The organism is Nocardioides flavus (ex Wang et al. 2016), from assembly GCF_014653115.1.
GTDB classification, from domain to species: domain Bacteria; phylum Actinomycetota; class Actinomycetes; order Propionibacteriales; family Nocardioidaceae; genus Nocardioides; species Nocardioides flavus.
In genome coordinates, this window is the sequence record NZ_BNAD01000001.1 from 697,905 (window position 1) to 722,194 (window position 24,290).

Genomic DNA, 24,290 nt, shown 5'->3' on the forward strand with positions numbered 1-24,290 from the left:
GGACTCTAGCGCTCGCGCTGCGCCGCCCACTCCTCGCGCAGGAGCGCGTACTCGTACGAGCTGGTCCAGGTGCCCTTGGACCAGAAGTCCGCGACGCGGTCGACCTCACGCCGCATGCCGAGCCGCTCGCAGAGCGCCGCGGACCGGTCGTTGCGGGCGTCGAGGTTGGCCACGACCCGCCGCAGCCCGTAGTGCTCGAAGCCCAGGCGCAGCACCGCCCGTGCGGCCTCCGTGGCGTAGCCGTGGCCGCCGTGACCGGGCAGGACCGTCCAGCCGATCTCGCCCTCGCTGAGCCCGGTGCCCTGCAGGTGGAGCAGCGAGTCGCCGACGACGGTGCCGTCGTGGGTGGTGACCACGAGGCTGACGAACGCTGGGTCGGCCGCCGAGGTCCGGCGGCGCACCATCTCGAGGACCTCCGCGCGGTTCATCGGCCGGCTGAGCAGCAGGCTCGTCCATTGCTCGGAGGCCCACGCCTCGACGAACGCCTCCGCGTCCGAAGGCTCGTACGGGCGCAGCACCAGCCGCTCGGTGCGCAGCGGCCAGTCCGGCGGGACGGGGGTGAGGAACTCGGCACGCGGGCCGTCGACCCACTGGTCACGGGCCGTCGGCCCGGCGAACCGCAGCCGGTCGTACGCCGTCATCGGCCGCAGCAGGAAGTCGAGGCCCGGCACGCCGAGGACGCCGTCGACGGCCTCGCCGAGCATCCCGCGGGCGACGCCGTCGTGCGGGTCGCGCCGGAGCAGGTCCACGGCGGCGACCGCCTCGGCGATGCGTTCGGCCCGCTGGCGGATCCGGACCGGGTTGACCTCGTTCAGGCCGACGTGCTGTCCCGACAGGTAGGCCACCCACTCCTGCTCCCCGGTGGTCGCGTCGCCCTCCCAGAACGCCACGAACCAGTCGTGCAACCGGTCGAGACCGCCGGCGACCTCGGCGAGCGCCCCGTGGTCGACGGGCACCATCGGCGTGCCGTCGCGCAGGACGTACGACGGCAGCGGGAGCAGGCCGTCGAGCATCAGCCGCATCGCCTCCGGCGGCGCGGCCACGAAGCCGTCCCGGACGTAGGCGTCGTCCTCCGCGGTCATCGGGTGGTCGCCGTTGACGGCGACGAAGCGGTCGTGGACCGCCTGCCTCAGCGTGTCATCTCCCACACGGTCAAGGCTGCCATGAAGACGCAGACCGCCGCACCGACATAGTGGAGCACCGAGAGCCGTACGCGCTGCAGGAGCAGGCGGCCGACGACGACGGCCAGGCCGGACACGGCGAGCAGCGCGCCCCAGGCGCCCAGGAACACCGACACCGGGTCGTCGTACTTGGCGACGAGCGAGATCGTCAGCAGCTGCGACAGGTCGCCCCACTCGGCGGCGAACAGCACCAGGAACGAGGTCGCGACGACGCGGAAGCCCTGCGCGCCCGTGTCGGCCTTCGCGGCGTACTCGTCCTCCTGCGCGCCCTCGTCGGTGTCCGCCGTGCGGGCTGCGCGGAACAGGATCACCGCACCGATCAGGAACATCAGCGCGGCGACCGTGCTCACCAGCCGGTCGGGCAGGAAGGAGGCGGCCGTGCCGAGGCCGACCGCGACGCCGGTCTGCACGAAGAACGCGAGGGCGACGCCGAGCCACACGAAGAGCGGGCGCATCTTGGTCGACATCACCAGGGTGGCGATGAAGGTCTTGTCGGGCAGCTCGACGACGAAGATGGCGCCGAACGCGAGCGCCACCACGAGGAGATCGATCACCGGGCGAGTGTCGCAGTCACTCCGCGCGACCGGCTATTCGGCGCGGAAGGCGTCGGCGGGGTAGACGCCGAGCACCTTGACCTCGGTGGTGAAGAAGGCGAGCTCCTCCAGCGCGTTGCGCACCGGCGGGTCGTCAGGGTGCCCGTCGACCTCGGCGAGGAACTGGGTCGCGGTGAAGTGCCCGTCGACCATGTAGGACTCGAGCTTGGTCATGTTGACCCCGTTGGTGGCGAAGCCGCCGAGTGCCTTGTAGAGGGCGGCCGGCAGGTTGCGCACGTTGAAGATGAAGGTGGTCACGACCGGGCCGTCGCCCGCCGGGGCCTGCACGAAGTCACGCGAGAGCACCACGAACCGGGTGGTGTTGTGGTCCTCGTCCTCGATCTCCTCGCGCAGGACCTCGAGGCCGTAGATCTCGGCGGCGAGCGGCGGCGCGATGGCGGCCTGCGTCGGGTCGCCGGACTCGGCGACCTCGCGCGCGGCACCGGCGGTGTCGCCCGCGACGACCGGCGTCAGGCCGAGCTCGCGGATGACCCCGCGGCACTGGCCGAGGGCGTGGACGTGGCTGTGCACGGTGCGCAGGGAGTCGATGCTCGCCTCCGGCAGCGCCATCAGGGAGAACTGGATGCGCAGGAACCGCTCGCCCACGATGTGCAGGTCCGAGGTCGGCAGGAAGTGGTGGATGTCGGCCACCCGGCCGGCGATCGAGTTGTCGATCGGGATCATCGCCAGGTCGGCCTCGCCGGACTCGACGGCGGCGAAGGCGTCCTCGAACGACGCGCACGCCAGCGGCTTCCAGTCGGGGTAGGCCTGCTGGCAGACCAGGTGGGAGTTGGCGCCGGGCTCTCCCTGGTAGGCGATCCGTCGGGCAGTCACGTGGTCGAGTCTGTCACCACCGGCCGTGTCCGACGGGCCGTGACCAGCCGCCGAACATAGGGTCGCCCCATGCTCGATGTGCTCGCCCTCGTCCTCGCCGCCGTGGCCCTCGCGGGCGCCGGCCTCGCCCTGCGTCGTACGACCGCGCGCCCCGCCGCGGACGGCGTCGACGCGCTGCCCGAGGACGTGCACGGCCTGCGGCAGGAGGTCGCCGCGCTCAAGGCCGAGAACGCCGACGCGCTGCGCCACCTCTCGGTGGTGCGCTACGACGCGTTCGGCGACGTCGGCGGCCACCTGAGCTGGAGCCTCGCCGTCCTCGACGACGCCGGTCACGGGGTGGTGCTCACCTCGATCCACGGCCGCAGCGAGGCCCGTACGTACGCCAAGTCGATCTCCTCGTGGTCGTGCGAGCAGCAGCTCTCGCCCGAGGAGGAGGAGGCGATCGAGCACGCCCGTCCCTGACCGACGCGCCGTGGTGGCGGCAGATCGCAGGTCTGATGGGCGCTGTGGCGCAATGTGCCGCCACCTCAGCCGGCCGGGTGGTGGGGGTGGCGGCAGATCGCAGGTCCGGTGGGCGCTTTGGCGCAATGTGCCGCCACCCCCGGCGGCTCGGAGGAGGCCGCGCTCGGACGTCAGCGCGGCACGCGCACCAGCAGCCGCCCGTGGATGCACTCCATCCACAGCTCGCGGCCCTCGCCGATGGAGTCGCCGTCGAGCTGGCGCGGGGTGTCGGAGGACGCCTTCACCCGCACGCGCGATCCGGTGCGGCGGTCGAGCGTCTCGTCGACGATGGTGCTCTTGCGCAGCACGCGCATCGCCACGGTGATCCAGGACAGGAACTGGCGCGGGTGGATGATCACCACGTCGAGGATGCCGTCGTCGATCGTGGCGTCGGGCAGCAGCGGCATGCCGGCCTGCAGGAAGCCGACGTTGCCGACCACGACCGTACGGGCGCGGTGGACGGTGGGCTCCTGGTCGTCGATCTGGACCTCGACCTTGATGGCGGGGAACATCAGCGACTTCAGCCCGGCGACGACGTAGGCCACCCAGCCGATCCTCTTCTTGATGTCCTCGTTGACGCCCTCCATGATCGCGGCGTCGAAGCCCATTCCGGCCATCACCATGAAGTGCGTGTCCTCGATGCCGTCGCCGCCGACCTTGACCAGGTCGATCGCGCGGTCCTGGCCGTTGAGGGCGACGTCGATCGCCGAGCGCAGGTAGAGCGGGACGTCGAGGTTGCGGGCCAGCAGGTTGCCGGTGCCGGCGGGGATGATCCCGACCGGGATCCCGGTGCCCGCCAGCTCGGCGCAGACCTCGCGCACGGTGCCGTCGCCGCCGCACACCAGGACGAGGTCCGCACCCGAGACGGCGGCCCGCTCGGCCATGCCGGTGCCGGGGTCCTCGACGGTGGTGTACTGCCAGGTGGGCTCCGACCAGCCGGACTCCTCGGCCATCGCTGACACGATCGCGCGGAACTGGCCCACGTCCTCGACCTTGATCGGGTTGAGGATCACCGCCAACCGCTTCTCCGAGGCGTACACCTCGGGCAGCGGCTCCGCCCTGGCCGCGGTCGAGCGCGGCCGCGGGTCGATGAAGGCGAGCGCGAGCAGGAAGACGCCGACGCCCAGCAGCGACCCGGCGATCACGTCGGTCGGGAAGTGCCGGCCCAGCAGCACGCGGTCCAGGCACATCAGCAGCCACCACGCCACGACCACCGCGATGCCCGTACGCCGCAGGCTCGCGCGACGGACGAAGAGCACGAGCAGCATGACGAGGACGGCGGCGAACGCGGCTCCCGAGGACGCGTGCCCGGACGGGAAGCTGTTGTTCTCGTGGAGCCCGAGGGTGTCCTGCCAGTCGGGTCGCCCGCGGGCCAGCCAGAGCTTGAGGACGGTGGTCGCGAGCGCCGTCACCGACATCACCACGACCGTGAGCAGCGCGGCCCAACGCTGGCGGCGCAGCAGGAGCGCGCCGGCGAGCAGCACCGTGAGGACGGTCATCCCGATCGTGTTGAACGCCACCTCGACGACGCGGAGCACCTCGATGAGGACGGACTGGTCGTCGGCCCAGTCCTCCAGCCGGCGGCCCTCGACGTCGAAGGCCTCGAGGGCCGACCTGTCGCGGGTCACGAGCCAGGCGAGGGCGCCGAACAGCAGCAGGGCCAGGCCGGCCCCGGTCAGGCTGCGGGTGCGGGAGGCGGGAGTCACCCGCGAAGTATGACCGCACCGGACCCGGCTCCCCACGCCCGGACGGATAGCCTTGCACCGTGACCCCACCCCACGACGAGCCTCGCTTCGCTCCCCTCGCCGCAGGGACCCCGAGATGATCGACCCCCGCCTGCTCCGTGACGACCCCGACCGCGTACGCGCCGCCCAGGCCAAGCGCGGGCTGTCCGACGACGTGGTGGACCGGGCGCTGGCCGCCGACTCCGCGCGGCGGCAGGCGATCGCCGACTTCGAGGCCAGGCGGGCCGAGCAGAAGGCCAGCGGCGCGCTCGTCGCGAAGGCGCAGGGCGAGGAGAAGCAGTCACTGCTCGCGCAGGTCAAGCAGCTCGCGGCCGGCGTCAAGGAGGCCGAGGCCGCCCGTACGAGCGCCGAGGCCGCGTGGGAGGAGGCGATGAAGGCGATCCCCAACATCGCCGACGACGCCGCCCCGGCCGGCGGCGAGGACGACTACACCGTCATCGAGCAGGTCGGCACGCCCCGCGAGTTCGACTTCGAGCCGCGCGACCACGTCGAGCTCGGGCAGCTGCTCGGCGCCTTCGACCTCGAGCGCGGCGCCAAGGTCAGCGGCTCGCGCTTCTACTTCCTCACCGGCGTCGGCGCCCAGCTGCAGCTCGCCCTCGTCAACATGGCCATGGACCAGGCCCGCGCGGCCGGCTTCGTCCAGACGGCCGCCCCCTCGCTGGTGCGCCCGCGCGCCATGGAGGGCACCGGCTTCCTGGGCCAGGCCGCCGACGACGTCTACCGCATCGAGGGTGAGGAGCTCTACCTCGTCGGCACCTCCGAGGTGGCGATGGCGGCCTACCACTCCGACGAGATCCTCGACGAGGCCTCGCTCCCGCTGCGCTACGCGGCGTTCAGCCCGTGCTTCCGCAAGGAGGCCGGCTCGCACGGCAAGGACACCCGCGGCATCTGGCGGGTGCACTGGTTCGACAAGGTCGAGATGTTCGTCTACACGACCGTGGAGGAGTCGTACGCCGAGCACCAGCGCCTGCTGGCGTGGGAGAAGGAGTTCCTCGACAAGCTCGAGCTCTGCTACCGCGTGATCGACACCGCGGCCGGCGACCTCGGGCTCAGCGCGTCGCGGAAGTTCGACTGCGAGGCCTGGATCCCGACCCGCCAGGGCTGGGGCGAGCTCACCTCGACGTCCAACTGCACCGAGTTCCAGGCCCGCCGCCTCGACATCCGCACCCGCGTCGAGGGGCGTACGACGCCGGTCGCGACCCTCAACGGCACCCTCACCGCGGTGACCCGCGCGATCGTCGCGATCCTGGAGACCCACCAGAACGCCGACGGGTCGGTGACGGTCCCGCAGGCGCTGCGTCCCTACCTCGGCGGCCTCGAGGTCATGAAGCCGATCGCATGACCGACTGGACCCCCAAGGTCGTCGCCCTCGACATCGACGGCACCCTGCTCAAGTGGGTCGACGGACAGACCGAGGACTACGAGACCATCACCGAGCCGGTGTACGCCGCGGTCCACCGCGCGCTCGACGCCGGCGCGCACATCGTGCTGTCGAGCGGGCGCTCGCCGCACGGCATGACGCGGATCGCCGACCTCCTCGACATCCCGCGCGAGGAGGCCGACCAGCTGTGGGTGGTGGCCTCCAACGGCGCCGTGGTCTTCCGCTACCCGCCGATGGAGGTCGTCCACGAGGAGACCTTCGACGCGGCTCCGGCGGTCGCGGCGGTCCTGGAGCACCACCCCCGCGCGCTCGTCGCCGTCGAGGAGCGTGAGGTCGGGGGCTACCGCGTCAACCGCGTCTTCCCCGAGGGCGAGCTGTCCGGCGAGCAGGTGATCACCCACGTCGACGACATCGTCGGCGAGCCCGTCAGCCGTGTCATCGTGCGCGACCCCGAGGCCACCGCCGACGACTTCATCGAGCTCGCCGCCAGGCTCGGCCTCCACGGCACCGACTACGTCGTCGGCTGGACCGCGTGGCTCGACCTCTCCCCGGTCGGGGTGTCCAAGGCGTCCGGCCTCCAGCACGTCTGCGACAAGCTGGGGCTCTCGGCCGCCGACGTCCTCGCGATCGGCGACGGACGCAACGACATCGAGATGCTGCGGTGGGCCGGTCGCGGCGTGGCGATGGGCCAGGCCGTCGACGAGGTGAAGGCCGCCGCCGACGACGTGACCGGCTCGGTCCACGACGAGGGCGCGGCGCTCGAGATGTCGCGCTGGTTCCCGCAGGGCTCGTGACCGTGGACGCCGGCCTCACCTTCACCGCCCGGCTCTGGCGGTGGGCCGCGCGCAAGGAGTCCGCCGACGTCGACGGGTGGTGCTTCGTCACCCTGCCCGTCGACCTCGCCGACGACGTACGCGAGCGGGCCGGCGAGCCGCGCGGGTTCGGCTCCGTGCGCGTACGGGCGCGGGTGGGCGAGACCGAGTGGGACACCAGCGTCTTTCCCGACAAGGAGTCCGGCAGCTTCGTGCTGCCGGTGAAGAAGGCGGTCCGGGCGGCGGCGGGCGTCGCCGAGGGCGACGAGCTCACCGTCACACTGACCCTCCGGGACGTCGCGTGACCGGCACCCCGCGCCTCGTGGCGACCGACCTCGACGGCACCCTGCTCGGCTCCGAGGGGAGGGTCTCGGCGCGTACACGCGGCGTGCTCGACGAGCTCGACGCCGCCGGGGTGCCCGTCGTCTTCACCACGGGCCGGCCGATCCGGTGGATGGAGGAGCTGTGGGAGGCGGTCGGCGGGCACGGCCTGGCGATCTGCAGCAACGGGGGCATCGTGTACGACGTGGCGCGCCGCGAGGTGCGCACCGCCCGCGCGATCCCGGCCGAGGTGCTGCTCGAGGTCGCGACGATGTTGCGTCGCGAGGTGCCCGGCACGGTGTTCGCGCTGGAGAAGACCACGGGCTTCGCCAAGGAGCCCGACTTCATGCCGCGGCTGGCGGTCAACCTCTCCGCCGACGTGCCGACGGCCCCGCTGGAGGACCTCGTCGACGGGGACGTCGTCAAGCTCCTCGCTCGCCATGAGGACCACGAGCCCGAGCCCTACTGGGAGCGCGTCGCCGCGGCGCTCGGCGAGCAGGTGGTGACCACCTGGTCGTCCACCGGCACCCTCGTCGAAATCAGCGCCGCCGGCGTCACGAAGGCCACCACCCTCGCGACGGTCGCCTCGGAGATGGGCCTGGGGCCCGAGGACGTGGTCGCGTTCGGCGACATGCCCAACGACCTGCCGATGCTGGAGTGGGCCGGTACGTCGTACGCGATGGCCAACGCCCACCCGTCGGTGCGCGAGCTCGCCGACCACCTCGCCCCGCACCACGACGAGGACGGCGTGGCCACGGTGCTGGCCGACCTCTTCGGCCTCTCCGTCGATCTCCCTCGATAGGCTGCCCGCCATGATCCGCGCCGTACGCCTCGCTGCCGCACTGCTGCTCGCGTGCCTCGGGCTGGTCGTCATGGTCCAGGCGCCGGCCTCGGCGGAGTGCACCTGCAAGCCGGGCACCCTCGAGCAGCAGGTCGAACGCGCCGACGCGGTCTTCATCGCCACCGTCGACAACGTCGAGGTCGCCGGCAACGACCACACCTACGACGTCACCGCCTCCCGTGCCTACGCGGGCACGCCCGAGCGCTCGACGCAGGTGTTCTCGGCCGGCGGGCGCAACGCCTGCGGCCTCGGTGAGCTCGGCGTCGGCACGTCGTACGTCTTCCTCGCCACCGGCAGCGCGGCTCCCTACGAGGCCGACAGCTGCAGCGGCACGAGCGTGGCCAACCCGACCAAGGTCGCCAAGATCGAGAAGCTCCTCGGCGAGGGCACCTCCGTCGAGCCGCCCCCGCCGCCGACCGCCGAGCGCACGCTCGTGGAGGACGCCCCGCCCGCCGGGTTCGCCCGTACGGCAGCGCCTGGTGCCGCGGTCGCGATCATCGGCCTGCTCGGCCTCGTCGTCGTACGCCGCGTCGCGCGCCGCTGAGGGGCCGGTCGGACCTCAGAGGTACATGCCGCCGCGGTTGCCGGCGTGGTCGTCGGCGTCCTCGGTCGGCATCGTCGGCATCCCCGTGGGCGTCTGCGGGGCGTGCCCGTGGCCGTCGCCGGCCGGGAGCGCCCGGCGCATCTGCTCGAGCTGCGCGCGCGAGGCCATCTGCTGGGCGTAGATCGCGGTCTGGATGCCGTGGAACAGGCCCTCGAGCCAGCCGACGAGCTGGGCCTGGGCGATCCGCAGCTCGCCCTCCGACGGCGTGCCGTCCTCGGTGAACGGCAGCGAGAGGCGCTCGAGCTCCTCGACCAGCTCGGGGGCGAGGCCGCTCTCGAGCTCCTTGATCGAGGCGGCGTGGATGTCCTTGAGGCGGTTGCGGCTGGCCTCGTCGAGGGGCGCGGCCTTCACCTCCTCGAGGAGCTGGCGGATCATGCTGCCGATGCGCATGACCTTGGCCGGCTGCTCGACGAGCTCGGTGATGTGGCGCTCGCCGTCGCCGTCCTCGTCGTCGCCGCTCGCCTGCGTCATCGCCGGCAGGGCGCTCGCGGGGATCGTGCCGATGGGCTGGCCGTCGGGGCCGACGACCACGACGTGGTCCTCGCCCGCGGGGTCGGCGGCGGCCGCGGGCTGCTGCTGCTCGGTCATGTCACGACCCTAGCCGGGGCCGACGAAGTCGGACACGGCGTGGGGCGGGAGGTTGCCGGGGCGGTGCGTGAGACAGGTTCTGCCGACGGAAAAGGTGTCTCCCTCACCGCCCGGCGAGTGGGGGCCGTACGGGCGGTGCGTGAGACAGGTTCTGCCGACGGAAAAGGTGTCTCCCTCACCGCCCGGAAGCCCATCCTCAGAGGGTCAGGACGATCTTCCCGGCACGCCCGCCCTCGTCCATCATCCGGTGCGCGCGGGCGACCTCCTCGAGCGGCATCGTGGTCTCCACGATCGGTCGCACGCGACCGGACGCGACGAGCGGCCAGACGTTCTCGACGACCTCGCAGCAGATCTGCGCCTTCTCGGCCAATGGCCGGGCGCGCAGCGAGGTCGCGGTGACGGAGGCCCGCTTGCGGAGCAGGGCGTTGATGTCGAGCTCGCCCTTCGCGCCGCCCTGCATCCCGATGATGACCAGGCGACCGCCGGTCGCGAGGGCGGAGACGTTGCGCCCGAGGTACTTCGCGCCCATGTTGTCGAGGATGACGTCGGCGCCTCCGGCCTCGGTGAGCACCTCGACGAAGTCCTCGTCGCGGTAGCTGATCGCCCGGGTGGCCCCGAGCGAGCGGCACAGCTCGAGCGTCTCGGGCGAGCCGGCCGTGGTGAAGACCTCCGCCCCGCGTGCCGCGGCCAGCTGGATCGCCATGGTGCCGATGCCGCCGCCACCGCCGTGCACGAGGAAGCGCTCACCCTTCTCCAGGTGGGCGGTCATGAAGACGTTGGACCACACCGTGGCCGCGACCTCCGGCAGGCAGGCCGCCTCGACCAGGGAGACCCCGGCCGGCACCGGCATCACCTGTCCGACCGGCAGGGCCACGCGCGCGGCGTACCCGCCTCCGGCGAGCAGCGCGCAGACCTCGTCGCCGACCGACCACCCCTCGACGCCCTCGCCGAGCTCGGCGATGCGGCCGCTGCACTCGAGGCCGATCACCTCCGAGGCACCGGGCGGCGGCGGGTAGAAGCCCAGCCGCTGGAGCGTGTCGGCGCGGTTGACCGCGGTGGCGACGACGTCGAGGAGGACCTCGCCGTGCCCGGGACGCGGGTCGTCGACCTCGCCGACGGACAGGACCTCGGGGCCACCGGTGCCGGTGGTCACGACTGCGCGCACGTGATCAGTCCTCGAACAGGTCGTCGGAGTGGTCGACCGAGGAGTCGTCGGGGACCTCGTCGTCGATGTCGTCGGGATCGCGGGCGTCGGCGGGCCGGTCCCAGCTCTCGGCGAGCCGCTGCGCCTTCGCGGCGAGCCGCTCGACCGCCTCGGGGTTCGCGTCGCTGGCGCCCGCCGCCACGCCCAGGAGGTACGCCGTGATCGGGGCGGCGGTCTTCTGCACGTTCTGGGCGGCGATGCGGGCCAGGTCGAGGACCAGGCCCTCGTCTACCTCGGTCTCGACGTCGAGCACGTCGCTCAGCTCATCGATCCAGTCGTGGAGGTTCACCGCCCCAATGTCTCGCACGCCCCCGGGCCGCGGCAAGGGACCCGCGGGTCAGCGGCCGAGGTCGCGCAGGTCGGCCCACGAGTCCACGTCGAGCGCCTCGTCGCCGTCCGGCGCGACCTGCGCGAGGTCGAGCGGTGCGAGGAGGCGGTGCAGCGCCATCCCGTGCTGCCGCTCCAGGTCCGGGCGTACGGCGGCCAGCCGGGCGGCGTCCAGCACGCCGGCGAGCTGCCGCCGTCCGTCGGGGTCGACGAGGAACGCCCCGTCGCGGCCGCTCGCCGCATCCCGCAGCCGCCGCATCGTCGTGGCGGTCACCCGCGGCATGTCGACGGCCAGCACGCCGACCAGGCGGGGCGTCCGCAGGAGCGCGTCGACACCGGTGAGCAGGCCCGCCACCGGACCGCCGCGGGGCGGGTCCTCGGTGACGAAGGTGACCGGCCGCTCGGTGCGTACGCCTGCCGGTCCGACGACGACCACCTCGTCGGCGTCCACGAGCGCGTCGACGGCGTAGGCCAGGAACGTGCGCCCCGCCAGCTCCACGCCGGCCTTGTCCACCCCGTCCATCCGGACGGCCGTGCCACCGGCGAGGACCACTCCGCAGAAACCACCGGCAGCGAGCTCGACGTCCATGCGGCGAGTGTCGCAGCCGGGGTCCTAGGCTGGTCCGATGGCCGACCAGCTGCGGGTGCGTGTCCACCAGTGGGGCAGTGCGCTCGACCCCGCCGCCAACCGCGCCCGGCTGGCGCAGGGCGTCACGCCCGGGGCGGACCTCGTCGTCCTCCCCGAGGCCTTCGCGCGTGACTTCGGCGAGGCCGGATCGGACGTGAGAGGCTTCGCCGAGCCGCTCGACGGGCCGTTCGCCACGCAGGTGGCCCGGGTCGCCGACGCCACCGCGACGACCGTCGTGGCCGGCATGTTCGAGACCTCGGAGGATCCAGCCCGCCCCTTCAACACCCTCGTCGTCGGCGGCCCTTCGACGACGGCCTACCGGAAGATCCACCTCTACGACTCGTTCGGCTACCGCGAGTCCGACCGCCTGACGGGCGGCCCGCTCGAGCCTGCCGTGGTCGAGGTCGCAGGCTGGAAGGTGGGCCTGATGACCTGCTACGACCTGCGCTTCCCCGAGCTGGCCCGGCGCCTCGTCGACGTCGGGGCCGAGGTGCTCGTCGTGCCGGCCGCGTGGCTGCCGGGCGAGCGCAAGGTCGTCCACTGGCGCACCCTCCTCGCCGCACGGGCCATCGAGAACACCTGCTTCGTCGTCGGCGCGGGCCAGCCCGAGCCGCGCTACGTCGGGCACTCGGCGGTCTTCGGCCCGCTGGGCGACGTCCTCGCCGAGGCTGACGGTCGCGAGCAGGTCCTCGAGGCCGTCCTGGACCGCCGGGACCTCGACGAGGCCCGTCGCACCAATCCGTCGCTGGCCAACCGTCGGATGTAACCTCCTGCGTCGTGTCTTCCCCCTCCTCCGGCAGCCCCCGCGGGTCCTCCCGTGGCAAGCGGGCTGCCGAGCGGCCGCCGTCGCGGCTGCGCCGCACCCGGAGGGCCGGCTCGTCCGGGGACCGTACGGAGGCGACCGACGTCCGGATGGCCGCCCCGGCTCCCGCGCCGGCCGCGAGCCCTCCCCCCGCAGCGGGCCCGCCGGCCACGCCTGCCGTCGAGGCGCCGGCCGCCACACCGGCTGCCGCGCCGGCCGAGGTCCTCACCTACGGCCCGCGCCGCTGGGTGCTGGCCTTCTGGTTCCTCGTCCTCGTCCTCGGCGCCGCCGCACTCGGCTGGTCCGCGGTCACGGGGATCTTCAGCGACCGGCAGGTGATCAGCGACCTCACCCCGCTGCCGGAGTGGTTCGACGGCGCCGGCGCGGTCGCCGTGGCCACTGCCCTCTCCTGGCTGCTCGCGACCCGCACCGCCGGCCGCGCCCTGATCTCCGCCGGCCTGGCGCTCGCGCTGGGCGTCGCCGCCGTCGTCGTCGGCGGTCGCGTGCTGCCGACCGGCGCCGCGGTGATGACGTGCGTCGTCGGCAGCGTGTACGCCGTGATGGTCACGGTGCCCGCCGTCACCGGCCTGAAGGCGATGCGCGAGGCGTGCATCGCCGCTCTCGTCGCGACGGTGACGGCCTTCGCGGCGGTGGGCTTCGAGCCGACCGTGGCGACCGAGCGCTTCGAGATCGTCACCCTGCTGCTGGCGCTCGCGCTGGTCCTGGCGATCGTCTACCGCCTCGGTGCGGGGCTCCACGGCCTCGGCCGGCGCGGCATGATCGTGGTCGCGATCGGGTTGGGCGTGCTGTTCGCGACGCTGGCCTACGCCGAGCTGCTGCGCCGCTACGGCGCCCAGAGCTTCGTGTCCTCGGTGCTCGACTTCGCCGACTGGACCTCGGCCCGCATCGGCGCCTTCCCGCGCCCGCTGGTCGTCCTGCTCGGCATCCCGGCCCTGGTCTGGGGCACCCACGTCCGGGCCCGCCGGCGCCAGGGCTGGTGGTTCTGCGCCTTCGGCGTGGCGGCCACGGTGCCCCTGGCGACCGGGCTCGTCTCCCCGGACAGCTCCTACCTCGAGGCCGGCCTGCGCGCGGCGTACTCGCTGGTCCTGGGCCTCGTCCTGGGCTACCTCGTGATCCGCGCCGACCTCGCGCTCACCGGCCCCAAGGGCAAGCGCGGCCGACGCGCCGAGGAGGCTGGGCCGCACCGTCCCGAGCCGCGGCGCTTCGCCGAGCTCTGAGCCGCCCGCTGCCAGCGCGATCCGCGCGTACGCCCGGGTAACCGCTAGCGTCGAGCCATGGCCCGCACCACGTCCCTCGAGATCCTCTCCGAGCTGGTCGCCAACGTCCTGACCATCGAGGTCGAGGTCGGCGACCGCGTCGAGGCCGGCGACACCGTCGTGCTCCTGGAGTCGATGAAGATGGAGATCCCGATGCTCGCCGAGCGCGGCGGCACCGTCACCGCGGTCAAGGTCACCGTCGGCGACGTCGTGCAGGACGGCGACGTCCTCGTGGTCCTCGACTGAGGGCTCCGGGCGGTCGCGCTCCGCGCCGCTCGCCCTTCCGGGTGCCCCGCTAGTGTCGGAGGAATGGAATTCCGATACCTCGGCAACAGCGGACTGAAGATCTCCGAGATCACCTACGGCAACTGGCTCACCCACGGCTCCCAGGTCGGGAACGACGTCGCCACGCAGTGCGTGCGCGCCGCCCTCGACGAGGGGATCTCGACCTTCGACACCGCCGACGTCTATGCGAACACCGCGGCGGAGACCGTCCTCGGCGAGGCGCTCAAGGGCGAGCGCCGTGAGTCGCTGGAGATCTTCACGAAGGTCTACTGGCCGACCGGCCCCGGCGGCAAGAACGACACCGGCCTGTCGCGCAAGCACATCATGGAGTCGATCAACGGCTCGCTGCAGCGGCTCCAGACCGACTACGTCGACCTCTACCAGGCCCACCGCTACGACGTGGAGACGCCGCTCGAGGAGACGATGCAGGCGTTCGCCGACATCGTGCGCCAGGGCAAGGCGCTCTACATCGGCGTCAGCGAGTGGACCGCCGACCAGATCCGCGCCGGCGTGGAGCTGTCGCGTGAGCTCGGCTTCCAGCTGATCTCCAGCCAGCCCCAGTACTCGATGCTCTGGCGCGTCATCGAGGACGAGGTCGTCCCGACGTCGCGCGAGCTCGGCGTCTCCCAGATCGTGTGGAGCCCGATCGCGCAGGGCGTGCTCACCGGCAAGTACAAGCCCGGCCAGGCCCCGCCGGAGGGCTCACGCGCCACCGACACCAAGGGCGGCGCCGACATGATCTCGCGCTTCATGCGCGACGAGGTGCTCTCGGCCGTGCAGGACCTCGAGCCGGTCGCGAAGGACTGCGGCCTGACGATGGCGCAGCTCGCCATCGCGTGGGTCCTGCAGAACGACAACGTCGCGGCCGCCCTCGTCGGCGCCTCGCGCCCCGAGCAGGTCGCCGACAACGTCAAGGCCGCCGGGGTGAAGCTCGACGCCGACGTGATGGAGCGCATCGACGCAGCGCTCGGCGACGTCGTCGTGCGCGACCCCGCCAAGACGCTCGAGGGCATGCCGAAGACCCGCGTGGTCTGAGGGTCCTGGTGAGCGGTGTGTGAGGCAGGTTCGGGACGCTCGGAACCTGCACCACGCACCGCTCGGTGGGGGCGCTCGCAGAGGCCTCCGGCGCGTCGGACGACCAGAAGTGGCGTACGACGCCGCACCCACGCGTACGACGACGCGGCCGGGCCGACATGTGGTCGTCCGACGCGCCGGTCGGCCTCAGGCGGCGGAGGCGTGCGTGACCCGGTAGCGCACGAACGCCGGGACAGCGAGCGCGGCGACGACGGTGAACACCACCACCAGCACGCCACCACCGGCGGCCGCGACGGCGGCGCCGGTGGTGGCCGCGGCGGCCCCGTGGGCCACGTCGGCGATCCGGGGCCCGCCGGCGACCACGACGATGAAGATGCCCTGGAGCCGCCCGCGGACCGCGTCGTCGGCAGCGGCCTGCAGCATCGACGTACGGAAGGCGGCCGACGCCATGTCGGCCGCGCCGCCGACCGCCAGCATCAGCACGGCGACCACCAGGAAGAGCGCGGGCGCGAGCGGTGCCAGCAGGGCGGCGACGCCGAAGCCGATCATCGCCACGCCCCACACGAGGATCGAGACGATCACCGCGAGACCCTGGCGCTCGACGCGCGACACCCAGCCGGACAGGACGCCGCCCACGACGGCCCCGGCCGGGATCGCGGCGAAGAGCAGCGCGAAGGCCAGGCCGCCCTCGCTCGGTCCGCCGAAGTCGACGTCGGCCATCTCGGGGAACAGCGCCCGCGGCATCCCGAAGACCATCGCGATGATGTCGACGACGAACGACATCATCAGCACCGGCTGCGTGCGGAGGTAGCGGAAGCCGTCGACGACCGCCCGGATCCCCGGCGTCACGGTCGCGCCCATCACCGGCAGGGGCGGGAGGCGTACGACGGCGCCGAGGGTGGCGAAGAGGAAGACCGTGTCGATCAGGTACAGCCAGGAGAAGCCGACGACCGGGATCAGCGCCCCGCCGACGAGCGGCCCGGCGATGCCGCCGGCCTGCATGACGGTCATGTTGAGCGAGTTCGCCGCGGGCAGCAGGTCCTCGTCGATGATCCGCGGCAGCAGCGCCGAGCGGGTCGGCTGGTTGACCGCGAAGAACGCCTGCTGCACCGCGAAGAGCGTCAGCAGCAGCCACACGTCCTCGGCGCCGAGCGCGGCCTGCAGCCAGAAGCCGGCGCTGGTGGCGATCAGGCCGAGCGTGGTGATGAGCAGGAGGGTCCGCCGGTCGAACACGTCCGCGAGCGCACCGCCCCAGAGGCCGAAGACCACCAGAGGCACGAGGCCGAAGACGCCGGTCAGCCCGACGTACGCCGAGGACCCGGTCATGGCGTAGATCTGCGCGGGGACGGCCACCACCGTCAGCTGGGCGCCGATGACCGTCACGATGTTGGCGCGCCACAGGCGCCTGAAGTGCGGGTTGGCGAGCGGGCGGGTGTCCGCCAGCAGCCGCTTCTCCACCCGCGCAGGCTAGGCGACGGCCGGGGTGCCTCCTCGCCCCGGTGTTGACGGAGCGGCTGAGGCAGATATCATCGCCACATGACGATGACTGAGGCCCCGGCCCAGGCGCTCGACGACACGGCGGGCCTGACCGCGGCCGCGTGCCTGTTCCACGGGTTCTCCGACCCGTCCCGGCTCTCGATCGTGCGCCACCTCGCCCTCGGCGAGCACCGGGTCGTCGACCTCACCGCTCACCTCGGCCTGGCCCAGAGCACGGTGTCGGCCCACCTCGCCTGCCTCAGGGACTGCGGCCTGGTGACGTCGCGGCCACAGGGACGCGCATCGCTGTGGTCGCTCGAGCACGCCGACACGGTGATGGAGCTCCTCGCGGCGGCCGAGCGGCTCCTCGGCCTGACCGGCGACGCCGTGACTCTGTGCCCGACGTACGGTCCCGCCTCGCTGCACGGGGAGGCGTGATGTCCGCGCACACGCACACGCATGCGACAGCTCCGGCCGACCGGGCCCGACTGGGTCGTCGCGCCCAGCTGCTCGCCGCGGCCTCGGTCGCCTACAACGCTGTCGAGGCCGTCATCGCCATCTCCGCCGGCCTCGTCGCCGGGTCGGTCGCGCTCGTCGGCTTCGGCCTCGACTCGGTCGTCGAGGTGTCGAGCGGGCTCATCATCCTGTGGCAGTTCCGCCACCGGATGCCGGAGTCGCGCGAGCGGAGGGCGCTGCGGCTGATGGCGGTCTCGTTCTTCGCGCTGGCGGCCTACGTCGGCTTCGAGTCCGTACGGGCCCTGCTCGGCGACCACGAGCCCGAGGCCTCGCCGGTCGGCATCGGCCTCGCGGTCGCGTCGCTGGCGATCATGCCGTTCCTGTCGTGGGCGCAGCGGCGCACCGGTCGGGCCCTCGGCTCCGAGGCCGTGGTGGCCGACTCGACCCAGACCCTCCTGTGCTCCTACCTCTCCGCCGTCCTCCTCGTCGGCCTCCTCCTCAACGCCACCCTCGGCTGGTACTGGGCCGACCCCCTCGCCGGGCTCGTGATCGCCGCGGTCGCGGTGCGGGAGGGGCGCGAGGCGTGGCGTGGCGAGGGCTGCTGCGGCCTCGGCGGCGAGCACCACCCGGACCTCGCCGACTGCGCGCCCGCGACCTGTCAGAGCAGCGACGACCAGTAGGACCAGAAGCGCTCGAGGACCAGCAGCACGACCAGCAGGAACGTGCCGAACACCAGCGGGGCGCGCCAGTCCTGCAGCCCGCTCGCCAGGCGTCCGCCGGGGCCCGTCCCGAGCACGCCCGCGCTCGCGTTGCGGGCCGTGACGTACCAGAACAGCGGGATGACCACCGCCCACACCACCATGCAGTAGGGGCACAGCGCGCCGATGCGGTAGAGGCTCTGGAAGACCAGCCACGCCACGAACGCCATCGCGGCGGTGACCCCGGCCTGGAGGCCCAGCCAGTACCACCGGGCCAGCCGGGCGCCGGCCAGCATCGCGGCACCGGTGGCCACGACGACGGGGAAGGCGGCCACGCCGATGACCGGGTTGGGGAAGCCGAGCAGCGAGGCCTGGGCGGACTCCATCACGTTGCCGCAGCTCAGCACCGGGTTGATGCTGCACGTCGGGACGTAGCCGCTGTCCTCGGCCAGCCGGATCCGCTCGATGAGCAGCATGGCCGCGGCGACGAGGCCGACGAGGCCGCCGAGGAGCAGCCCGAGTGCCAGGGGTCGCTCCTGCGGCTCGCCGGTGGGGGCGTACGTGCTCATGCCGGGCCGGTCTCCTCCGGGAGGGGCGGGAAGGTCGGCACCATCCTCCGTCATCCGGCCAACCACGGGTGAGACACTGGGGCCCGGCGCGTGACCGACGCGGGCCGGTGGACAGGGGAACGCGTGTCAGAGCTAGCCATCGAGCGTTCGGTGACGCCCACCCTCGCCAAGACCGCCAACGTGCTGGCCAAGGGTGCGCTGGTGCTCCTGCTGGCCTTCGCGGTGCTCTACCCCGACCAGGCGCACCTGCGCGACAAGGCCGCCGGGATGCGCGCGATCGGCTACCCGCTGATCTCCTTCACCGTGCCCGTCCTGTGGTGGACGCTGTGGCGCGACCGCATCTCCTTCCCGTGGCTGCCCGACCTGCTGATCACCATCACCTGCTTCACCGACATCCTCGGCAACCGGATGGACCTCTACGACACGGTCGTGTGGTTCGACGACTGGATGCACTTCATGAACACCGGCCTGCTCGCCGCGGCCATCATCCTGCTGACCCTGCCGCGCGACGTCGGGTTCGGCCGGGTGCTCGAGCGGGCCCTCGCCTTCGGTGCGACGGCCGCCATCGCGTGGGAGGTCGCGGAGTTCTTCGCCTTCATCAGCCGCTCGACCGAGCGGGAGTTCGCCTACGCCGACACGCTGGGCGACCTGACGCTCGGCGCCGCGGGGGCGGTCGTGGCGGCCATCGTGATCCACCGCGCGTGGCGGCGCGGCCAGCTGCGGGATCCGCGGCCGCTGACCTGAGCGTGGCTATCCTCGGAGGAGGGAGCCACCGGCTCCATCCCTCGAGCACCAGGAGCACGCCATGCTTGGATTCCTCGTCGCCGGACTCGTCATCGGAGCGCTTGCCCGGCTCATCAAGCCCGGCAAGCAGGACCTCGGCCTCCTCGCCACCCTCGGTCTGGGCCTGGTCGGCTCGCTGATCGGGGGCCTGATCGCCCAGCTCTTCGGCACCGGCGACATCTGGGAGCTCAACGTCATCGGCTTCGTGCTCGCCGTGGTCGCGGCCGTGCTGCTCATCGGCGTGGCCGAGTCGGTGGCCGGGAAGAACAAGTCCGCGGCCTGACCCGCGTCAGGCCCCGGCCTCCAGCGCGCGGCCGTTGGCCCAGGCGTACGTCGTCAGCAGTGCCGTCACGGGCCAGACCAGCGTGGTCACCAGGTGGGGGATGCCGCTCACGACGGTGTACGGCGCGGGTGAGACGACGAACGTGAGCGCGGCGAGCACGCCACCCAGCGCGGAGACCAGCGCGAACGAGACCGCGAGCACCAGCAGGACGGTCAGCAGCTGCGGACGTACGAGCCGCCAGCTGCGCCGCAGCGCCCGCCAGCCGCCGAGCCCCTCGAGCTGCACCACCGGCAGCACCAGCGACCAGGCGACGAGGAGCGCGAGGGCCACGGGGGAGAGCACGCCGGTGACGAGCAGGGGCACCAGCACGAGCGCCCACACCCCGACAGTCGCGAGCACGGCCGCCTGCGCCGAGGCGACCTGCGCCCAGGCGAGCGCCAGCACGAGGACGAGCAGCGCCACGGCCGCGAGCGCGGACCACCACCACGCCGAGACCGGCGGCGTGGCCGCGCTCAGCACCGAGGAGACGACCGAGGCGGCTGCTGCAGGTGCTGCCACCAGGAGGAACACCCGCCGATGGCGGCCCAGCATCCGTAGCGCGGCGCCCACGACCTGACCGGGGCGCCGCCGGGCGACGAGCGGCGCCGGTGTCGCCTGCGCCCAGCCGGAGCGACGTACGACCCAGCCCAGGAGCAGCACCACGCCGAGCAGGACCAGCAGGGTCGGACCCGGGTCCGCGGAGAACCGGCGGAAGGCGTCCGACCCCGAGCCGACCAGCGTGCAGAAGTAGGCCCCGGCCTTGTCGCCCGCGACCTCCGCCCCGGGCAGCGAGAAGCTGTGCTCACGCGCCTTGGCCGACCAGGTGAACGGTTTGCGCCACGCCTGCTTCATGTTCGGCCCGGTCGGTCCCTCGTAGAACCGGCGCGGACCGACGTCGCCCCAGTGCCCGCGGTAGGTCGTCCACGGGTACGCCTCGGCGGCGGCCTCGAGGTCGCTTGGGATGGTGCGGACCTCCGGTCGCACCTCGTCGTGCGGGCCGATCGTGGTGTCGCACCCGAACCCCTCGGTGGCGGAGCGGCCGAGGTAGAGGCCCTCGTCGAACTGGCTGGCGTGGGAGCCGGCGGAGACGTAGACGACGGGATGGGTGCCGTCCAGCTCGAGCTTGTCGTCGTCCCAGTCGGCGCGCTCGGCGCCGTAGTGCTGGGCGTAGAGCACGAGGTCGGGCCCGGTCTCCAGCGCGGTGGCGGCGTCGCCGGCGGGGAACTCGACCTGGATCCGCTCCCAGTCGCTCTCGTGCTTGTTGTTGTAGTCGTTGAACGGGTAGTAGAAGAAGTACTGCAGCGCGATCCGGTCCTCGACCCCGGCCTCGGTCGCGACGTGGGCATAGATCGTCGGCTCAGGGGAGGAGCCCCACACGCTGTCGGCCCAGTCCTCGTAGTCGCAACCCGGCTCGAGCGGGTCGCCCGGCTGGTCGAGCGCATAGCCCTCCAGGCCCTCGGCCAGCTCCTCGACGGACGGCGCGACGGCGACGAGGTCGCGGTCGGTCCACGGCCCGCGCAGCGCGATCGACGGCTCGTCGAACAGCGCGTCGACGTCGCTGGGGACGTAGGGCTCGCCCGGTCCGCACGACTCGTCCTGGCGCACCAGCATCATCACCGGGGCGTACGCCTCGGCGAGCCGCTGCTCGGCGGCGAGGTCCTCGGCGCCGTACGCAGCAGCGTCCTCCGTGCCGTCGGCCGCCCCTGCCGGGTCAGGGACGGCGAGCAGCACCGCGACCGCCAGTGCGAACGCGCGCACGCTCCTGGCCATGTCGGCCTCCCTCCCGCCCGGTCCCCCGACCCTGGCCGAAGCGTGGCGGAAGCCGCCGGTCGAGCGCAACGCACCGCTATCGTCGGGCCATGTCCGCGCCCGGTCCCCGCAGCGGACGCAGCGGCCACAGCGGACCCGACGCCGTCCTCGAGCGCGGTCGCCAGCTGCTCGACCGCTTCGAGCACACCGTGCCCGTCCGCCTGGTCCGGCTCTTCGTGGCGATCGACGGCCGCGACCGCATCCTCATGCTCGCCGGACAGGCCTTCATCGCGGTCATCCCGCTGCTGATCGTCGTCGCGACCGTGTCGGGGACCGGTGGGAGCAGTGCGGTGGGCAGCTACCTCGTGCGCCGGTTCTCCCTGGACGGCTCGGCGGAGGAGTCGGTGCGGATCCTCTTCGACCGGCCGCCCGACGCGACCGGGGGTCTCACCCTCCTCAGCCTGGTGGTCCTGGCCTGGACCTCCAACAGCTTCGCCCGGTCGCTCCAGCGCACCTTCGCCGCGGCATGGGACATGCCCCGCTCGGGGTTCCGGGGCACCGTGCTCCGCACGGCCGGGCTCGTGGTGCTGCTGGTGGTCCTCTTCGGGGCGTCGTGGCTCGGCAACGCACTGGAGGAGGGACCGGCGCTCGGCGTCGTCGTCGTGACGGTCCAGCTGGCGGTCGTGGTCGGCGGGTGGGCGCTCGCCTCGCACCTCATGCTCGCCCGCCGCGTCCCGGTGCGGCTGCTCGTGCCCGGAGCCGTCGCCAGTGCCGTCGTGCAGCTGGTCGTGGGCTGGGGGACCGCGATCTGGTTGCCCGCCCTCGTGACGCGGAACGCTGACAACTACGGGGTCATCGGGGCGGCACTCGCGCTGGTCTCGTGGCTCATCGTCGTCTCCGCCAGCATCGTGGCCAGCGCGGTGCTGGGTCGGGTGCTGGCGCCGGCGCTAGGGTCCGGCTGACAGGATCGACGCCATGGCCGGCGACAGGACAGGTGGGGCGACGCGCGAGCACGGGCTGTCCTCGTGGGTGGCGGCCGCGCTGGTCTTCGGCTCGTCGGCGGCCGTGCTCGTGGTCGAGCTGGTGGCGCTCCGGCTGCTCGCGCCCCACTACGGCCTGACGCTCGAGACCAACACGCTGGTCATCGGCCTGGCCCTGACCGCCATCGCCGCCGGCACCTGGGCCGGCGGCTGGACCGCGGACCGGGTGCCGCCGCGACCCCTGCTCGGGCCGCTGCTCGGCATCTCGGGCGCCGCCGTGGCGCTCACGCCCACGGTCGTACGGGGGGCGGCCGCGTCCGGCGACCCCGGGTTCCTCCTGCTCGCGGCCACCCTGTCGATCCTCGTGCCCGGCGTGCTGCTCTCGGCCGTCAGCCCGGTGGTGATCAAGCTGCGGCTCACCAGCCTCGCGGAGACCGGCACCGTCGTGGGCCACCTGTCCGGGCTCGGCACCGTGGGCGCGATCGTGGGCACCGTGGTGACGGGCTTCGTCCTCGTCTCGCGGGTTCCGGTCAGCGGGATCCTCGTCGGCCTCGGCGTCGCGCTGCTGGTGACGTCGGTGCTGGTTCAGGTGGCGGGACGCCGCGGGCGCGGCGACGCGGTCCTCGGCCTCGTCGTCGCGTTGGCCGGGCTCGGCGCGGCCGCGACGCCCAGCGGCTGCGACGTCGAGACGACCTACCACTGCCTCGCCGTCACCGCGGACCCCGAGCGGCCGGACGGCCGCGTCCTGGTGCTCGACGGGCTGCGCCACTCCTACGTCGACCTCGAGGACCCGACCCACCTCGACTTCGCCTACGTCCGCGCGATGGCTGCCGCGGTCGACGCCGCCCGCCCCGCCGGCGAACCCCTCGTCGCCCACCACCTCGGGGCGGGCGGGCTCACCCTGCCCCGCTACCTCGCGGCGACCCGGCCGGGCACCGTCAGCACGGTCTCGGAGATCGACGCGGGCGTCGTCGAGGCCGACCTCGACCTGCTCGGCGGCTCGCTGCCCGACGGGGTCGAGGTCGCCGTGGAGGACGGACGCCTCGCCATCGACGACCTCGCGCCCGGCAGCCTCGACCTGGTCGTCGGCGACGCGTTCGGCGGCGTCAGCGTGCCGTGGCACCTCGCCACGCGCGAGGCCCTGACCGGCATCGGCCGGAGCCTGTCCGAGGACGGCGTCTACGTGGCCAACGTCATCGACCACGGGCCCCTCGACTTCGCCCGCGCCTACGTCCGTACGTCGGCGGAGGTCTTCGACGAGGTGGCGCTGCTCGCCGCGCCGGACGTCCTGGCCGGCGAGGACGGCGGCAACCTGGTCCTGGTCGCCTCCGCCGCTCCGGTCGACCTCGACGCGGTCGCCGCGGGCTTCGCCGAGCGCGACCTCGACTGGAGCGCGATGTCGGGGGAGGAGCTGACGGCGTGGGCGGCCGGGGCGCCGGTGCTGACCGACGACCACGCGCCGGTCGACCAGCTGCTCACACCGTACGGTCGCTGACCACCTCGTCGTCCTCGGGCAGGCACATCCGGCTGACGAAGGGGACCACGTCGGCGATGGAGTCGACCACACGCGTCGGTCGGTAGGGGAAGTCCTCCACCTGGTGGCGCTGGGTGGCGCCGGTGGCCACCAGGATCGTGCGCATCCCGGCCTCGAGGCCGCTGATGATGTCGGTGTCCATCCGGTCGCCGATCATCACGGTGGTCTCCGAGTGCGCCTCGATGCGGTTGAGCGCGCTGCGCATCATCAGCGGGTTGGGCTTGCCGATGTAGTAGGGCTGGCGCCCGGTCGCGGTGCTGATCAGGGCCGCGACCGATCCCGTCGCCGGCAGCATGCCCTGGGCGCTCGGGCCGTTGGGGTCGGGGTTGGTGGCGATGAACCGGGCACCCGCGGCGATCAGGCGGATGGCGCGGGTGATCGCCTCGAACGAGTAGGTCCGGGTCTCGCCGAGCACGACGTAGTCGGGGTCCTGGTCGGTCATGACGTACCCGACGTCGTGGATCGCAGCGGTCAGCCCGCTCTCCCCGACGACGTAGGCCGAGCCGCCGGGCCGCTGGTCGTCGAGGAACTGCGCCGTCGCCAGCGCGGAGGTCCAGATCGACTCCTCCGGCACGTCGATGCCGCTGCTGCGCAGCAACCGCACCCGCAGGTCGCGCGGGGTGAAGATCGAGTTGTTGGTCAGCACCAGGAAGGGGACGTCGTGCTCGCGCAGGGTCGCGATGAACTCCTTCGCGCCCGGGATCGGGTCCTCCTCGCGCACGAGGACCCCGTCCATGTCGGTGAGCCAGGTGCGGACGGCGCGG

The 24,290-nt window shown here is 73.0% G+C and carries 28 protein-coding genes; 16 read left to right on the plus strand and 12 right to left on the minus strand.

Annotated elements, in window-relative coordinates; genetic code table 11:
* Positions 1-5: 5 nt before the first annotated feature.
* From IE200_RS03410 to IE200_RS03420, 3 genes are read right to left on the minus strand one after another with little or no spacing between them, the layout of a single operon-like run.
* A complete protein-coding gene (locus IE200_RS03410; protein ID WP_191277919.1) occupies positions 6-1,148 on the minus strand; it encodes a GNAT family N-acetyltransferase in 1,143 nt (380 codons plus the stop codon).
* Entirely contained in the window at positions 1,130-1,735 is a 606-nt protein-coding gene (locus tag IE200_RS03415; protein ID WP_229856043.1) for a TMEM165/GDT1 family protein, read from the minus strand. Before IE200_RS03415 ends, IE200_RS03410 begins: the two co-directional genes overlap by 19 nt.
* Positions 1,736-1,768: 33 nt before the next feature.
* Positions 1,769-2,608 carry a prephenate dehydratase gene (locus IE200_RS03420; protein ID WP_191277920.1) on the minus strand — a complete coding sequence of 280 codons (840 nt, stop codon included), beginning with the start codon at positions 2,606-2,608 and terminating at the stop codon, positions 1,769-1,771.
* A gap of 69 nt (positions 2,609-2,677) precedes the next feature.
* On the opposite strand from IE200_RS03420, the gene IE200_RS03425 reads away from it, so the two are divergent.
* A complete protein-coding gene (locus IE200_RS03425) occupies positions 2,678-3,070 on the plus strand; it encodes a DUF4446 family protein (RefSeq protein WP_191277921.1) in 393 nt (130 codons plus the stop codon).
* 170 nt (positions 3,071-3,240) lie between these two features.
* On the opposite strand, the gene IE200_RS03430 is transcribed toward IE200_RS03425, so the two are convergent.
* Entirely contained in the window at positions 3,241-4,815 is a 1,575-nt protein-coding gene (locus tag IE200_RS03430; RefSeq protein ID WP_229856044.1) for a YegS/Rv2252/BmrU family lipid kinase, read from the minus strand.
* A 115-nt stretch (positions 4,816-4,930) separates the two neighbouring features.
* Between IE200_RS03430 and serS the strand changes: the two genes are divergently transcribed.
* Genes serS through IE200_RS03455 form a run of 5 tightly spaced genes read left to right on the plus strand, consistent with a single transcriptional unit; the run spans position 4,931 to position 8,753 of the window.
* Entirely contained in the window at positions 4,931-6,196 is a 1,266-nt protein-coding gene (gene serS / locus IE200_RS03435; RefSeq protein WP_191277922.1) for a serine--tRNA ligase, read from the plus strand.
* Positions 6,193-7,029, plus strand: a complete 837-nt coding sequence (locus IE200_RS03440; RefSeq protein WP_191277923.1) for an HAD family hydrolase — start codon at positions 6,193-6,195, stop codon at positions 7,027-7,029. Before serS ends, IE200_RS03440 begins: the two co-directional genes overlap by 4 nt.
* Positions 7,030-7,031: 2 nt before the next feature.
* Positions 7,032-7,352 (plus strand): DUF1905 domain-containing protein, encoded by a 321-nt coding sequence (locus IE200_RS03445; RefSeq protein ID WP_191277924.1) that lies wholly within the window; start codon positions 7,032-7,034, stop codon positions 7,350-7,352.
* Positions 7,349-8,170 (plus strand): Cof-type HAD-IIB family hydrolase, encoded by an 822-nt coding sequence (locus IE200_RS03450; protein ID WP_191277925.1) that lies wholly within the window; start codon positions 7,349-7,351, stop codon positions 8,168-8,170. The genes IE200_RS03445 and IE200_RS03450 overlap by 4 nt, the downstream gene beginning before the upstream one ends.
* A 10-nt stretch (positions 8,171-8,180) precedes the next feature.
* Entirely contained in the window at positions 8,181-8,753 is a 573-nt protein-coding gene (locus tag IE200_RS03455; RefSeq protein WP_191277926.1) for a hypothetical protein, read from the plus strand.
* A gap of 15 nt (positions 8,754-8,768) precedes the next feature.
* On the opposite strand, the gene IE200_RS03460 is transcribed toward IE200_RS03455, so the two are convergent.
* The 4 genes from IE200_RS03460 to mobA all read right to left on the minus strand — a co-directional run bounded on the left by IE200_RS03460 (position 8,769) and on the right by mobA (position 11,521).
* Entirely contained in the window at positions 8,769-9,401 is a 633-nt protein-coding gene (locus IE200_RS03460; RefSeq protein WP_407940950.1) for a bacterial proteasome activator family protein, read from the minus strand.
* A 196-nt stretch (positions 9,402-9,597) separates the two neighbouring features.
* Positions 9,598-10,566: an NAD(P)H-quinone oxidoreductase gene (locus IE200_RS03465; protein ID WP_191277927.1), complete on the minus strand. Its 969-nt coding sequence runs from the start codon at positions 10,564-10,566 to the stop codon at positions 9,598-9,600.
* A 4-nt stretch (positions 10,567-10,570) separates the two neighbouring features.
* On the minus strand, positions 10,571-10,894 hold the full coding sequence (locus IE200_RS03470) for a DUF6457 domain-containing protein (RefSeq protein ID WP_191277928.1): 324 nt from the start codon (positions 10,892-10,894) through the stop codon (positions 10,571-10,573).
* A gap of 48 nt (positions 10,895-10,942) precedes the next feature.
* The gene (gene mobA / locus IE200_RS03475; protein WP_191277929.1) at positions 10,943-11,521 is read right to left on the minus strand and encodes a molybdenum cofactor guanylyltransferase; all 579 of its coding nucleotides are present in this window, start codon (positions 11,519-11,521) and stop codon (positions 10,943-10,945) included.
* 37 nt (positions 11,522-11,558) lie between these two features.
* On the opposite strand from mobA, the gene IE200_RS03480 reads away from it, so the two are divergent.
* The 4 genes from IE200_RS03480 (at position 11,559) to IE200_RS03495 (ending at position 14,959) form a co-directional block, all read left to right on the plus strand.
* Positions 11,559-12,326 (plus strand): carbon-nitrogen hydrolase family protein, encoded by a 768-nt coding sequence (locus IE200_RS03480; protein WP_191277930.1) that lies wholly within the window; start codon positions 11,559-11,561, stop codon positions 12,324-12,326.
* Between the two features lie 11 nt (positions 12,327-12,337).
* Complete coding sequence (locus IE200_RS03485) at positions 12,338-13,600, plus strand: hypothetical protein (protein WP_191277931.1); 1,263 nt, start codon at positions 12,338-12,340, stop codon at positions 13,598-13,600.
* Between the two features lie 57 nt (positions 13,601-13,657).
* A complete protein-coding gene (locus tag IE200_RS03490) occupies positions 13,658-13,885 on the plus strand; it encodes a biotin/lipoyl-binding carrier protein (protein WP_191277932.1) in 228 nt (75 codons plus the stop codon).
* A gap of 63 nt (positions 13,886-13,948) precedes the next feature.
* Positions 13,949-14,959 carry an aldo/keto reductase family protein gene (locus IE200_RS03495; protein ID WP_191277933.1) on the plus strand — a complete coding sequence of 337 codons (1,011 nt, stop codon included), beginning with the start codon at positions 13,949-13,951 and terminating at the stop codon, positions 14,957-14,959.
* 186 nt (positions 14,960-15,145) lie between these two features.
* Here the strand turns inward: IE200_RS03495 and IE200_RS03500 are convergent, their stop codons facing one another.
* On the minus strand, positions 15,146-16,417 hold the full coding sequence (locus IE200_RS03500) for an MFS transporter (protein ID WP_191277934.1): 1,272 nt from the start codon (positions 16,415-16,417) through the stop codon (positions 15,146-15,148).
* Positions 16,418-16,495: 78 nt separating this feature from the next.
* Between IE200_RS03500 and IE200_RS03505 the strand changes: the two genes are divergently transcribed.
* Positions 16,496-16,873 (plus strand): ArsR/SmtB family transcription factor, encoded by a 378-nt coding sequence (locus IE200_RS03505; RefSeq protein WP_407940952.1) that lies wholly within the window; start codon positions 16,496-16,498, stop codon positions 16,871-16,873.
* Positions 16,873-17,571 (plus strand): cation diffusion facilitator family transporter, encoded by a 699-nt coding sequence (locus IE200_RS03510; RefSeq protein ID WP_191277935.1) that lies wholly within the window; start codon positions 16,873-16,875, stop codon positions 17,569-17,571. Before IE200_RS03505 ends, IE200_RS03510 begins: the two co-directional genes overlap by 1 nt.
* Here IE200_RS03510 and IE200_RS03515 read toward each other — a convergent pair.
* Positions 17,550-18,158 (minus strand): vitamin K epoxide reductase family protein, encoded by a 609-nt coding sequence (locus tag IE200_RS03515; protein WP_191277936.1) that lies wholly within the window; start codon positions 18,156-18,158, stop codon positions 17,550-17,552. The genes IE200_RS03510 and IE200_RS03515 overlap by 22 nt on opposite strands.
* Positions 18,159-18,281: 123 nt before the next feature.
* Here IE200_RS03515 and IE200_RS03520 point away from each other — a divergent pair, with 123 nt between their 5' ends.
* On the plus strand, positions 18,282-18,902 hold the full coding sequence (locus IE200_RS03520) for a hypothetical protein (protein WP_191277937.1): 621 nt from the start codon (positions 18,282-18,284) through the stop codon (positions 18,900-18,902).
* A gap of 61 nt (positions 18,903-18,963) precedes the next feature.
* Positions 18,964-19,224 (plus strand): hypothetical protein, encoded by a 261-nt coding sequence (locus tag IE200_RS03525; protein ID WP_191277938.1) that lies wholly within the window; start codon positions 18,964-18,966, stop codon positions 19,222-19,224.
* A gap of 6 nt (positions 19,225-19,230) precedes the next feature.
* Here the strand turns inward: IE200_RS03525 and IE200_RS03530 are convergent, their stop codons facing one another.
* Positions 19,231-21,033, minus strand: coding sequence for a hypothetical protein (locus IE200_RS03530; protein ID WP_191277939.1), 1,803 nt, complete (start codon positions 21,031-21,033; stop codon positions 19,231-19,233).
* A gap of 89 nt (positions 21,034-21,122) precedes the next feature.
* Here IE200_RS03530 and IE200_RS03535 point away from each other — a divergent pair, with 89 nt between their 5' ends.
* Positions 21,123-21,974 carry a YhjD/YihY/BrkB family envelope integrity protein gene (locus IE200_RS03535; protein ID WP_191277940.1) on the plus strand — a complete coding sequence of 284 codons (852 nt, stop codon included), beginning with the start codon at positions 21,123-21,125 and terminating at the stop codon, positions 21,972-21,974.
* 13 nt (positions 21,975-21,987) lie between these two features.
* Positions 21,988-23,487 (plus strand): fused MFS/spermidine synthase, encoded by a 1,500-nt coding sequence (locus tag IE200_RS03540; RefSeq protein WP_191277941.1) that lies wholly within the window; start codon positions 21,988-21,990, stop codon positions 23,485-23,487.
* Here the strand turns inward: IE200_RS03540 and IE200_RS03545 are convergent.
* The gene (locus IE200_RS03545) at positions 23,468-24,262 is read right to left on the minus strand and encodes an HAD-IIA family hydrolase (RefSeq protein ID WP_229856094.1); all 795 of its coding nucleotides are present in this window, start codon (positions 24,260-24,262) and stop codon (positions 23,468-23,470) included. The two genes, IE200_RS03540 and IE200_RS03545, sit on opposite strands and share 20 nt — an antisense overlap.
* Positions 24,263-24,290 lie beyond the last annotated feature (28 nt).